We start from the raw sequence: 12901 nt of genomic DNA, 5'->3' as shown, positions 1-12901 counted from the left end.
GGAAGAACATAAATTCTAATCAATTTTTTTAAAATCGATGTACGGCATATCATCTTTTTTTGCCTTTTTCCTTGAACGATACAACTCTAAAACTTCTTTTTCATACTCGTTTTCTGCACCGAAATTTTCTTCATAATACTCCCCTATATAAATGGCACGATACTTATTACCCTTTTTGTCTATAACGTCTACCACCCCAGAAGAGAAGTGGTCATTTAACCCAGAAAAACTATCAGCAACATGCAGTCTAGCAGCTTCTTCACCCACTTCTCCTATCTGGACCTCAGTGTATCGCATTGTTGTATTGTCCATCTCATCTCTGCTTAGTAGAGTGAACTCTGGAACAGCTTCAACCTGTGATACTTCTAGCCTCTCAAAAACGATTGAATCCCTTGAATCATCAAAACATCCGACAAGAAGTAAGGCAACCATTATTATATACAAGCAATACTTGATCATAACGCCCCCCTTTTGAATTGGACGAAAACCAAAAGAATTAAGTTTTCCGTTAACCTACCCTTCAATTGAACAAAGGGAGGCTGGTTTTTTAACAAAACCCTTTAAAGAAAGGAGCTTTACTTCCTAGCAATATCATATAGGTAGTTCACTACATCGCCCATTCGCCAAGCGATAACAGCCATACTAATGGCAATAACTACTAAACTTCCAACCTTAATCAGTTCTACTGTATCCTTCGCCAATATTTCTCTCCCCTTAAATTTAGTTTCTTACACCGTTAACCTGCATAACCATTGAAGAGGGTACTGCCGGCATTTAGCTGGTTTTCACTTATTAGCTACTTTCTTTTTTCACCAAATGTTCCGTATCATTTTTGGTATAAACAATAAGATGTTGAAAACCACTTCAGATATAAACTCTAGTAGGGTATCTTTAAAAAATTCTTTTCTATTTTGTTTTTTATTTTTCATTTTCTAGCTCCCAAGTAATGAATTAAATGATCATTTCAACTATTTTTTGATAACCAAATGGCAAAATAGCAGCGATGAACATACCTCCCCCAATACATGAAACAGATAAAATGGAAAACTTCAAAGCCGAAATTTCCTTTCGTTTATAAGCGATACTTAATACTTTAACCATCGAAAAAACAGTAATGAAAATTAGTACCGCCGAATAAATACTTGTCAGTATAACTGGCATTTTAAAAGATCCCCCTTTTATAAAGACGTAATATCTTCCGAATGATCACTTTAATTACGACCTTAAAGGTGAAGATTCTAACCTATAAATTAAAGAATTGAATTTTCAAAATCAATAAGTGTATTTTACCACATAATGTAATAAGCCTTGGGATTTCTTTGGACATATTAGAGTTGAATCTAAAATTATCCTTTTCCAATAGAGGTTTAGACTGTTACTTGAACAATCGTGACAGCGGAACATGGAGGGATTTGTTTATCAAATATCGTATTGGCATATCCTCTTATGGTAAGTGGATATAACAACGACACCATTTCTCCTGATACTTTAAAGATTGGATTTTTATGGTAAAATTATTTGAGGGGGGTTAATGATATGGAACTACATTTACCTAAAAGTATTAATAAGGTCTATTGGTCTTTGTTTCCTGTAATATTTGTTTTAATTGGCTATCATAATATCTTTAACAATTGGGAGCTTCCACTTTATGGTTTAACTGAACTTGAAGATTTCGGTAGACTTTTGTTTGTACTTGGCATAAGTGCTTGTGAAAGTGCCTTAGTGACAATAGTTTTATGGTGGGTCATAACATCTGTGAAAAACATCTTAAGGAAACCCAATAGATGATTTATTTTAAGGACCTTACAAAGGGTCTTTTATTTTTTAGCTAAACTATTGCAAACGATTACAAAAATGTGTTACCTTATGTGTAACCGGTTACACACTAACCAACCAAACGAACAGGAAGTGACGCACGTGGCAACAATCAAGGATGTGGCGAGTGAAGCGGGGGTGTCGGTGGCGACGGTCTCCCGGGTGCTGAATGATAACGGCTATGTAGGAGCCGAGACGAGGAAGAAAGTGATGGGGGCAATCGAGAAACTGAATTACAGCCCGAACGAGGTGGCACGCTCCCTCTATAAACGGGAGTCGAGACTGATCGGACTGCTGCTTCCGGATATCACGAACCCGTACTTCCCGCAGCTGGCGAGAGGGGTCGAGGATGAAGTGAGTGAGGCCGGGTTCAGGCTCCTACTCGGTAACAGCGACGAGAACATCCAGAAGGAGCTGGATTATATCCAGACATTCGTTCAGAACAATGTCGTCGGCATGATTTCAGCGACCAATCATGTGGAGCATGATCAGCTGTATAGTGAATTGAATCTCCCACTCGTCCTCCTTGACCGGACCACGGAGAACTATCCGGCTGTTTATGCGGACGGCCGAAAAGGTGGGCGCCTGGCGGCAAAGACCCTGGTTGAAAAAGGGGCGAAGCGGATCACCGTCATGAAGGGTCCGGCCCACGTCAAGCCGGCTCAAGACCGATTTCGTGGTGCCGTCGAGTACTTAAGCGGGACGGACGTCGATTTCACGGTGATGTCCACGACCTCGTTCTCCTTTGAAGACGCAAAAGGCTGGGCAGAGGAACTGTTCGCCACCTATCCTGATACGGACGGGGTCATCGCAAGCAATGATATCGTCGGGATCGCCATTCTCCATGAGGCCTTGAGGCTCGGGAAAAAGATTCCTGAAGACGTACAGATCATCGGCTACGATGACATCCCTCAGAGCAGCCTTTCCTATCCGGCGCTCTCCACGATCAGGCAGCCCGCTTACGAAATGGGCAGGCAGGCCGCGGCACTTCTGATTAAACTGATAAAAAAAGAAAAAGACATCGATACAACGGTTCAGCTCCCGGTTGAACTCATACAGCGAAACACAACACGAAAGGGATGAAGGAAGATGAAAAAAGCGAAAATTGCCGTGATCGGCAGTTCATCCATGGATCTGGTGGTAACATCAGCGAAGCGCCCCGGTGCAGGGGAAACGGTACTCGGCGACAGCTTTGACACGGTACCCGGAGGAAAAGGAGCCAACCAGGCCGTTGCAGCAGCAAGGCTTGGGGCAGACGTCTATATGATTGGATGCGTAGGCGATGATCCATACGGCCAAGAGATTTTAGAAAACTTTAAGAACAACGGTGTTCATACCGAGTATGTGGAACCGGTTACAGGTCAGAAATCAGGAACCGCCCATATCATCCTCGCTGAAGGGGACAACAGCATTGTCGTCGTAAAAGGGGCCAATGATCTTGTGACACCAGAGTACGTGGAGAAAACAGCCGATTTTCTCAAAACATGCGATCTCATCATGATTCAGCAGGAAATCCCGGAGGAAACGGTTGAGTACGTGGCAGACCTGTGCAACAAGATTGAAGTACCACTGCTATTAAACCCGGCACCGGCACGAAAGATTTCACAGAATGTCATCGTTGGCGCGAGCTACCTGACACCGAATGAACATGAAGCAGATGTACTCTTTAATGGAATGAAACCATCAGAAGCACTGAAACAATATCCTGACAAAGTCATTATCACAGAAGGAGCAGCCGGAGTCCTCTACCATGATGGAACAAAGGAAATCATGGTTCCTTCCTTCGAAGTCGAAGTGGTGGATACGACAGGGGCCGGCGATACGTTTAATGCCGCATTCGGAACAGCCGTTGCTGAAGGACAAACAATGGAAGAAAGCCTCCGGTTCGCAAACCGTGCCGCATCCCTTTCTGTGACAGGATTCGGGGCACAGGGCGGAATGCCGACAAGAGACGAAGTGGAAAGGAAGCTGGCAGAATGAAACGACATGGCATCTTGAACAGTCATATAGCAAAAATACTAGCCGACCTCGGCCACACGGATACGATCGTCGTGGCCGATGCCGGTCTCCCGATTCCGTCAGACGTCGTAAAAATCGACCTGGCATTGAAACCGGGAGATCCATCCTTCCTTGACGTGGTCCAACTGTTAAAGGAAGAAATGGTCGTCGAAACCGTGTCGCTTGCAGAAGAAATTGAAACGAATCCAGGGGTACACGAGCAAATGACCTCATGGTTCGATGGGATCCAGTATATATCCCATGAAGACTTCAAGAAAGAAACCCATAAAGCGAAGGCCGTCATCCGCACGGGGGAAGTCACACCGTACGCGAATTGTATCCTGCACGCGGGAGTCATTTTTTAAAACAAAGGGGGTAGTAGCATGCAGATCAGCATGAAGAATATCCATAAAGCATTTGGGACGAACAAGGTCCTTGAAGGCGTCGACATTGAGATCGGGGACGGCGAAGTCCATGCCCTGATGGGGGAAAACGGCGCCGGTAAGTCGACCCTGATGAACATCCTGACCGGTCTTCACAAGAAGGATCAGGGAACGATCACCATCGACGGGAAGGACATGACGTTTGATAATCCGAAGCAGGCCGAGGAATTTGGCGTGGCCTTCATCCATCAGGAATTGAATGTGTGGCCGGAGATGACCGTCTTTGAGAATCTTTTCATCAATAAGGAACCGGTTACACAATTCGGTCTCATTAACACAAGAAAAATGAAAGCGGTTGCGAATGAGCAGTTTAAGAAACTGAACATTTCCATCCCTCTCACAAAAGAAGCCGGACAGTGCTCGGTCGGACAGCAGCAGATGATCGAAATCGCCAAAGCACTCATGACGGATGCAAAAGTCATCATCATGGACGAGCCAACGGCGGCATTGACGGACAGGGAAATCGAAACGCTCTTCACCGTCATCCGTTCCCTAAAGAAAGCCGGCGTGTCGATTGTGTACATCTCCCACCGGATGGAAGAGATCTTCACGATTTGTGACACCATCACGGTCATGCGGGACGGACGCACGGTGGATACGACGCCGATCCCCGAGACGAACTTCGATGAGGTCGTGAAGAAAATGGTCGGACGTGAACTGACGGACCGCTTTCCAAAACGCCAACCAAAACCAGGTGAGACGATGCTTGAAGTAAGGAACCTGACGAAAAAGGGACTGTTTGAAAAAGTAAGCTTCGAAGTCCGCTCTGGAGAAATCGTCGGCGTCTCAGGATTGATGGGGGCAGGACGAACGGAAATCATGCGCACCATCTTCGGACTCGACGGACGTTATGAAGGCGAGATCCTCGTGAACGGGAAACCAGTCACCATCAAAACACCCGATCAGGCAGTGAAGCTCGGTCTTGGATTCATCACCGAGGATCGGAAGGATGAAGGGCTAGTTCTCGACTTTTCCCTAAAGGATAATATCGCCCTTCCAAGTCTCTACAGCTTCACGAAGAAAGGCTTGATCAATGATAAAAGCGAACAGGACTTTGTGGAAATGCTCATCAAACGGCTGACGATCAAGACCGAATCAGCCCGGACCCACGCAAAAAACCTGTCCGGCGGGAACCAGCAGAAGGTGGTCATCGCCAAATGGATCGGAATCGGTCCGAAAGTGCTCATTCTCGACGAACCGACGAGAGGAGTCGATGTCGGGGCAAAACGAGAAATCTATCAACTGATGAACGAGCTCACCGACCGGGGCGTCGCGATCGTGATGGTCTCATCCGAGCTGCCGGAAGTACTCGGAATGAGCGACCGCATCCTCGTCGTCCATGAAGGGACCATCGCAGGAGAGCTATCTAAAGAAGACGCTACCCAGGAAAAAATCATGACATTGGCGACAGGAGGTCACGCACATGAATAACGCACTCAAAACGAATCACGTCGGCAATCTGATGCAAAAGCTCGGTCCACTTCTCGGACTGTTTGTGCTGATTGCGACCGTATCCATCATCAACCCTAGTTTTCTAGAACCCTTGAACTTATTGAATCTATTACGACAGGTCGCAATCAATGCCCTGATTGCCTACGGGATGACCTTCGTCATTTTAACCGGAGGAATTGATTTATCCGTCGGCTCGATCCTCGCCTTATCCAGTGCCCTCATGGCCGGGATGATGGTATCGGGAATCGACCCGATCCTTGCAATCCTGATTGGCTGTATCCTCGGAGCTCTGATGGGAATGGTCAACGGCCTACTGATCACTAAAGGAAAAATGGCACCATTCATCGCCACACTTGCAACGATGACGATGTTCCGCGGGTTGACCCTCGTGTACACAGATGGAAACCCAATCACAGGACTCGGCGACAGCTATGCCTTCCAACTATTCGGAAGAGGATACTTCCTTGGAATCCCGGTTCCTGCCGTCACAATGATCCTGACGTTCGCCATCCTGTGGGTGATCCTGCATAAAACTCCGTTCGGCAGAAAAACATATGCCATCGGTGGGAATGAAAAAGCAGCCCTGATTTCAGGGATCAAAGTACCACGCATCAAAGTAATGATCTACTCCCTGGCCGGGTTACTGGCAGCACTCGCAGGAGCAATCCTCACGTCACGCCTGAATTCAGCCCAGCCGACAGCGGGTACATCCTATGAACTCGATGCCATCGCCGCCGTCGTCCTAGGCGGGACAAGCCTGTCAGGCGGACGCGGATTGATCGTCGGAACACTGATCGGTGCACTCATCATCGGAACATTAAACAACGGTCTGAACCTGCTCGGCGTCTCATCCTTCTTCCAAATGGTCGTAAAGGGTGTCGTCATCATCATCGCCGTTCTCATCGACCGAAAGAAAGCAGCATAGGAGGGATACTATGAAAAAAGCATGGTTACTATTAATCAGTCTATCACTCCTATTCCTCGGTGCCTGCTCCCTGCAGCCGCCGGAATGGGCGAAGCCAAGTAAAAGCTCGAACCCCGAAGACATCAAAATCGGGCTTTCTGTTTCAACCCTAAATAACCCATTCTTCGTCTCCATGAAAAACGGAGTAGAGGATGAAGCGAAGAAACAAGGCATGGAAGTTGTCGTCGTCGATGCCCAGAACGATGCCGCTAAGCAAATCAATGACGTAGAAGACCTCATCCAGCAAGGAGTCAACGTCTTACTCATCAACCCGACGGACTCAGCGGCCATCTCCACCGCCGTTCAATCCGCCAACAGCCTAGGCATTCCCGTCGTCACACTTGACCGCTCAGCGGAAAAAGGAGACGTTGCCACACTCGTCAGCTCCGATAACGAAAAAGGCGGAGAAATGGCAGGAGAATACCTCGTCGAACAGCTTGGTGAAGGAGCCAAGGTGGCAGAACTGGAAGGTGTCCCAGGAGCATCCGCCACACGTGAGCGTGGAGCCGGCTTCCACAACATCGCGGATGAAAAGCTTGATGTCGTGGCCAAGCAGACGGCAAACTTTGATCGTACCGAAGGATTGAATACGATGGAGAACCTGATCCAGGGGAATCCAGATATCAAAGCTGTATTCGCTCATAATGATGAAATGGCATTGGGAGCACTGCAAGCGATTCAGAGCTCGGGTCGTGACGTTCTAGTCGTTGGATTTGATGGAAATGAAGATGCGATGACTAGCATTCAGAATGGTAATCTGTCTGCAACTGTGGCTCAGCAGCCTGAGAAAATTGGTTCGTTGGCCGTTCAGGCTGGGGCTGATGTGTTGGCAGGGAAGAAGGTAGAGAAGAAGATTCCGGTGCCGTTGAAGTTGGTGACGGAGGAGAACATAGAAGACTCTTCAGAATAAATTGTGGTGGTAAACCTCATTCGTGCATTTGTACGGATGAGGTTTTTTTCTTTTATTGGTAATAGTAGTGGAGAAACGAAATTCATCTTTAAGATAACAAACCTGCTCTTCATTTTCTCATCCAAAGGTATTTACCTTCATCAGCTTTAATAACAACATAAATTAAGAATATTCACCTTAGGGTATCCTTTCCCAGCCCATCTCTCTATATAAAAGTTGAATACAGATTGAATCAGGAGTGAATCAAATGAGTAGATGGAGAAAATTAAATCATTGGATGTTGGATTTGGATACATTTTATCACCTGTATCTGTTGATTCTGTTGAATGCCATGTATGAGGGCGGAGTTCAGTTAGGGTGTGTGGTGCTCGGTGAAAGGCCGTATATTCGGTCCATTGGGAAGATTCGAGAGGACCTGTTTTTTAAAGTGAGAATGAGGCCTTTTTGTAAGAGGCTGGAGTCGAAGAAGTATGAGTATGAAGATGTGTTTAAGTTTAAGCCGATGAATGGTTTCGTTTGTGCGGATTATTTCTATTGGATGAGGATTTCTGTTAAAAGAGATGTAATGATTCTGGGATTGACCAGCTTGATAATAAAGCTGATTCCGGAATGGCTTCGTGCGGCGAAAAGCATGTGAATCGGGTGCGGAAATAACCTGCAAACAGACTTAAGATCTTAGAGAAAGAATAGATATTAGAGAACACCAACAACATAGCGACGCTAAGGATATAGATAGGGTGGAGGCGCTAATTGGACATTTGGTTATCAGGATGGATGTAATCATGATGTTTGAGTAGTTGATACGGAGGAGCTCTGGTTCGAACACTTGGAAGAGAGTATTTTCTACTAGGTAAAGAGGAGAGTTCAGGTCTATATATATTTATCATTAGTTTGAAAGTGCGATTTTCCAGATTAATGCAAAAAATCAAGTTGGATCCGTCCTCATTTAACCGGAGAAAAACCAAAAAGCACTCTTGTACCAATCATCAAGATTTAAACAAAATTTCATTTTACCTCGCAATAAAATAGTTTGTCAACACGAAAGTTGTATTTTTATCAAAAAAATGGTAAGATTATTATCTGGTGATTTTATACATTGAACGTTTTGTTAAATATCCTATTTAACCGAAGGGAAATTCAAACAGTTTTTGTGAGCTTTTTAGGCAATAGTACCCGAGTGTTTATACAAGGAGGACTAATATATTGAATTTAATCAATAAGAAAGTTACACATGAGCGGTTTGGTATTGGAAGTATCGTTAATCATAATGATACGGTAGTTGAAATCCATTTCGCCTCGGAAAATAAAAAATTTGTTTACCCGGATGTATTTGGACAGCACTTGAAACTGCATGATAAAAGTGCTGCCAATTCACTCGAAAAAATTTTACACAAGCAGGAAATGGAACTCAAAGAGGAAGAAATGCAGAAAGAAGAGGAAAAGGCACGGCAAAGAAGAAACCAGGAGCTTCGAGTGGGTCATGAAAAAAGTATGAAAAATCATAAACTTCATCCCGAATCGCAGATGGTTTACAGGTGCGATACAGAAGAACAGAGTAGCTCCTTTTCAGATTGGACGGTTTCCTCTGGTGAAATAAAAAGTGGTACGAATAAGGGTAAGCCAAACAAGCCCAGTCGCTTACACCAAAACAGTGCGGTCCTGCTGACAGCAGTCGATCCCGGCATGCCTGAAAAAGACAGACGCATCTTAGGAGTCTATATGGTGAAGGATCATTTCATCGGTAAACTTTGTGAAGATGGAAATATTCCTGCCCATTCCCATTACAGACTCCAACTGACAGACGAGGAATCGAAGCAGATGCCTTTTTGGAAGTACTATGTCAATGAAAAATCCCCTCAGCAAACGACATGGAATACAGGCAAGTACCGATATTTTGACAATTCCTGGATGGCTCAGATTTTGCGCGACATCGTTTCATTGAAAAGTGACACGGAGGAACAAGAGCTGGCACAACAATTTCTGGACCACTTCTCTAAGATGAATCAAATAGTAGAGCAGGAGTTAAAAGAGCCAAATGGAGCATTATTGCGTGCTTAGATAAGAACAAGCGGGTGAACTGGCACATATAAGGTGAGAGAGAGTGTTAGGTTCACTGAGAATAGTGTTAAAAAGGGACAAGGCGGCCGCCTTGTCCCTTTTAGTGGTTTTTGGACACCTTACTTGTTCCTTGGTCTCTCTTTTTTCCTCAGACCTCATTTTATGTGGGGTGAGTATGAAACGACTATCCTAGTTTTGTTGCAAGACACGGTGAAACTGTATTGAATACCCAAAGGAAGTTACAGGGATGGAAAGGTTCTGATTTACCTGAGAACGGAATGGAAAATGGTGATATTGGGGTCAGACCCTCGGTACAGTGAAGCGTTAATGAGCTGGGGGCATCCCCCGTTTTGCTAGAGGTCAGAGCCTCGTCACGGTGAAGCATTAATGTGCCGGAGGTCTGACCCCATTCTTTAGGAAAAGGCAGGTGGAGGATTGGAAAAGCGATGCCTGATACTTGTTTATTAATGTGAGCAAAGGAAAGCTTGATCAGCGGAAAGGTGGTTAACCAATCAGAGATTTATTTATTGAGATACTAATGAAATGGAGGATTTTTACAAAAATTGTCGAAGTTTGTTATAGATTAAAATAAATTAATGTTCTCATAACATCGATTATAGGACACATTGTACAGAAGCTATTACTTTTTACAAAAAGGTTATTTTAGTTCAATTAATAACTAATAAATTTTGCAATATACTGGATTATCCAGTATATATGATTATATACCGGATAATCCGGTATATTTGTCAAAGTACCGGATTATCCGGTATAAATAGAAAAGTACTGGATAATCCGGTATAATTGGTTACATGATAAAATTAAAGGATTATTAAGGAGGAAAGGCACTTGGGAATTAGCAATCACACTGTTAATTGCATATGTATAACTGCGGATGTAATTGATTCTAGAATTAACAGGAAGGAAAGCGATTTACAAGAAATAGTAAATATTTTAAAAGTAAAATACGATAAAAGCTCTGTTACAAAGTTTTCAAAGCGATTTGGGGATGAAATTTTCGGTATTCTAACTGAATTTGGAGATGCATACTGGGCGTTAAAAGATCTATATAGGCTATCTTCTAAAAAAGAGATACCTCTATACGTTGGCGTAGGAATAGGTAGTATTGGAAATGAGAATTCTGAAAGTCCGCATGATGTAAATGGAAATGCAGTTTGGAATTCCTCTGATGCTTTAAAATTATTAAAAAAAGATGACAAGAATATAAAACATTTTCGAAATGATAAGTCATCGTTCAAGTATTTTATTAAAGCAGATGATGAGTATAAAAACTATATGATTTTAAACTATATGATTAACTTTATTTTCGAAAAAATAAGCAAAAGGACACCAAAGCAAACAGAAATAATAGAGAAAATAGAAGAAAATCCTGAATTAAATTTAGAAGAAGTGGGGATACAACTTGGTTACGACAAGAATCCAAGTACAAATGTGAGTAAAATGCTGATGCGTGCCGAATACCACCTAGTGAATGGGGCCGAACTAGAGTTAGTGAGCTTTTTAAAAAATTTACAGGTTTATAAGGAGTAGTAATACATGATTAAAATTCTTTTGATTTTTATCCTATCTCATTTGATTGGAGATTTTATAACACAAACAAAGTATGTTAATGAAAATAAAAAGGTTTTTACCAATTCAATATATAGCAAGGGTTTATTCATTCATGTCCTGCATCATTTAATTATAACAAACCTTTCCCTCCTAATTTTCGGAGAAGTGTCATGGGAAAACTTCATATCTTCCATATTAATAGCAGTTATCCATTATGTTATTGATTATTTTAAAGTTAAAAAAGAAGATAAATGGATACAGAAAATAAATAATAAAAATGCCAAAGATAAATTTCTTATATATTATTTATTTGAAAAGAGAACCACATATTTTTTGCTAGATCAGTCACTACATATAATAAGTATTTATCTTCTTTTATATATTAACAATACAAATTTGACTCTTAATTATATTCATAGTCAATTTAAAATTTTTCTTTTTTCAAATACCCTAACTATGGATAGTGATGTTAGAATTATTTCTATTTTTATAGTATTAGTCTTAGTGACATTTACTAGTGCATACCTAATAAGTAACATCATGGAAGATTTTAGGGAAGTGAAACCTCAACAAGAAGTGGCTGCTGGCATTGAAGCTAGTGAACATACTGAAAACATTAATATTCTAAAGGATTATTTAAATGCGAATAAAGTTGATCTGATTATAGATGAATCGTATTCATTTAAAGATGAATATACAATAAAATATCAATACCAAAAATATTCGGAACCAAGCAAAAACTCTAGAGGGACTTATATTGGAATAATAGAAAGACTTTTAGTAGTCATATTTATTATTCTGAATGTATACCAAGGTCTTATATTACTAGGGGCTATGAAAACACTTTCAAGATTTAAACAATTTGAAGATAAGAATTTCGCTGAGTATTACTTAGTAGGTACATTATTAAGTATTATTTTAGGGTTATGCTTAGGATTTTTAATGAATAGGTTATTCTAAATATAATATACGTTGGTGAGGGACTGCCCGTGAATATTGAACCTATTTCACGATAACTAGTATTTTTAGAATTTAGCAAAAGATTGAAAAACTCACATGTATTAGTAAGTAAACTTAAAGAAAAATCCTGGGATATGTTTTTGGACAGGTTAGATGCAAAACATCCAAATAAACACAATTACGAATTACATAAATAACATTTTAGTAGTAAAGCGGAATTATATACTAGGTAGTATATATAAAAGCATATATATTATTGAGTATAATAATTTAACATTGATTATAAGTATTATATTATCACCAGGAGTAATTGGATGTAACTGCTTTATTACACAGAAGACTCATACTGCACAATAACATTATGGAAAATCATAACAGTATTTCGTAATTTTTTGATATTATTGTTATATGAAGATTAGTGAGTTTGTGAAATGTTGATCTTAAACTAACGGAGCATAAAGTAAAAGAATAGGAGGATGAATTAAATGGCTAGAGAATGTTATGAGTGCGGGAACACAAACGAGGAAGAGATTGAGTATAAAACGGTAACTACTGACGAAGGTGACGGTAACGAAAAAAAGATAAAACTTTGGTTATGCATAGATAACGATGATTGTGAAATGAGAGTATATAACAAGTACTACGCTAATAAGTAAAGAAGGAACAATTCGAGCAAGGCCACAGTGGAAGAAGTGTAATTTTGATTTGTGAGTCGTTCTCTTGCAGAAA

The 12901-nt window shown here is 41.7% G+C and carries 13 protein-coding genes and 1 pseudogene; 12 read left to right on the top strand and 2 right to left on the bottom strand.

Annotated features, from left to right (window positions below):
* Window positions 1-15: 15 nt before the first annotated feature.
* Both V8G47_RS16045 and V8G47_RS16040 read right to left on the bottom strand, forming a co-directional pair.
* Window positions 16-459 (bottom strand): hypothetical protein, encoded by a 444-nt coding sequence (locus V8G47_RS16045; RefSeq protein ID WP_336201005.1) that lies wholly within the window; start codon window positions 457-459, stop codon window positions 16-18.
* Between the two features lie 492 nt (window positions 460-951).
* On the bottom strand, window positions 952-1101 hold the full coding sequence (locus tag V8G47_RS16040; RefSeq protein WP_336201004.1) for a hypothetical protein: 150 nt from the start codon (window positions 1099-1101) through the stop codon (window positions 952-954).
* A 435-nt stretch (window positions 1102-1536) separates the two neighbouring features.
* On the opposite strand from V8G47_RS16040, the gene V8G47_RS16035 reads away from it, so the two are divergent.
* The 12 genes and pseudogenes from V8G47_RS16035 (at window position 1537) to V8G47_RS15985 (ending at window position 12172) form a co-directional block, all read left to right on the top strand.
* Window positions 1537-1788, top strand: a complete 252-nt coding sequence (locus tag V8G47_RS16035) for a hypothetical protein (RefSeq protein ID WP_336201003.1) — start codon at window positions 1537-1539, stop codon at window positions 1786-1788.
* A 129-nt stretch (window positions 1789-1917) separates the two neighbouring features.
* Window positions 1918-2898: a LacI family DNA-binding transcriptional regulator gene (locus V8G47_RS16030; RefSeq protein ID WP_336201002.1), complete on the top strand. Its 981-nt coding sequence runs from the start codon at window positions 1918-1920 to the stop codon at window positions 2896-2898.
* A 6-nt stretch (window positions 2899-2904) separates the two neighbouring features.
* Window positions 2905-3795, top strand: a complete 891-nt coding sequence (gene rbsK, locus V8G47_RS16025) for a ribokinase (protein WP_336201001.1) — start codon at window positions 2905-2907, stop codon at window positions 3793-3795.
* Window positions 3792-4178 (top strand): D-ribose pyranase, encoded by a 387-nt coding sequence (gene rbsD, locus V8G47_RS16020; protein ID WP_336201000.1) that lies wholly within the window; start codon window positions 3792-3794, stop codon window positions 4176-4178. Before rbsK ends, rbsD begins: the two co-directional genes overlap by 4 nt.
* Window positions 4179-4196: 18 nt before the next feature.
* Entirely contained in the window at window positions 4197-5687 is a 1491-nt protein-coding gene (locus V8G47_RS16015; protein ID WP_336200999.1) for a sugar ABC transporter ATP-binding protein, read from the top strand.
* Window positions 5680-6633 (top strand): ribose ABC transporter permease RbsC, encoded by a 954-nt coding sequence (gene rbsC, locus V8G47_RS16010; protein ID WP_159362499.1) that lies wholly within the window; start codon window positions 5680-5682, stop codon window positions 6631-6633. The genes V8G47_RS16015 and rbsC overlap by 8 nt, the downstream gene beginning before the upstream one ends.
* Before the next feature lie 10 nt (window positions 6634-6643).
* Window positions 6644-7582: a ribose ABC transporter substrate-binding protein RbsB gene (gene rbsB / locus V8G47_RS16005; RefSeq protein ID WP_336200998.1), complete on the top strand. Its 939-nt coding sequence runs from the start codon at window positions 6644-6646 to the stop codon at window positions 7580-7582.
* 247 nt (window positions 7583-7829) lie between these two features.
* A complete protein-coding gene (locus tag V8G47_RS16000; RefSeq protein WP_336200997.1) occupies window positions 7830-8219 on the top strand; it encodes a hypothetical protein in 390 nt (129 codons plus the stop codon).
* Window positions 8220-8785: 566 nt separating this feature from the next.
* Window positions 8786-9640, top strand: coding sequence for a malate synthase (locus V8G47_RS15995; RefSeq protein WP_336200996.1), 855 nt, complete (start codon window positions 8786-8788; stop codon window positions 9638-9640).
* Between the two features lie 209 nt (window positions 9641-9849).
* Window positions 9850-9960, top strand: a pseudogene (locus V8G47_RS20835) (hypothetical protein); the annotation flags it as partial.
* 529 nt (window positions 9961-10489) lie between these two features.
* Window positions 10490-11191 carry a hypothetical protein gene (locus V8G47_RS15990; RefSeq protein WP_336200995.1) on the top strand — a complete coding sequence of 234 codons (702 nt, stop codon included), beginning with the start codon at window positions 10490-10492 and terminating at the stop codon, window positions 11189-11191.
* Between the two features lie 6 nt (window positions 11192-11197).
* Window positions 11198-12172, top strand: a complete 975-nt coding sequence (locus V8G47_RS15985; protein WP_336200994.1) for a DUF3307 domain-containing protein — start codon at window positions 11198-11200, stop codon at window positions 12170-12172.
* Window positions 12173-12901 lie beyond the last annotated feature (729 nt).

Source organism: Rossellomorea sp. LJF3 (genome assembly GCF_037046045.1).
Lineage (GTDB): Bacteria > Bacillota > Bacilli > Bacillales > Bacillaceae_B > Rossellomorea.
Note: the sequence above shows the minus strand (reverse complement) of the source record. Positions and strands in the feature narration are given on the sequence as shown.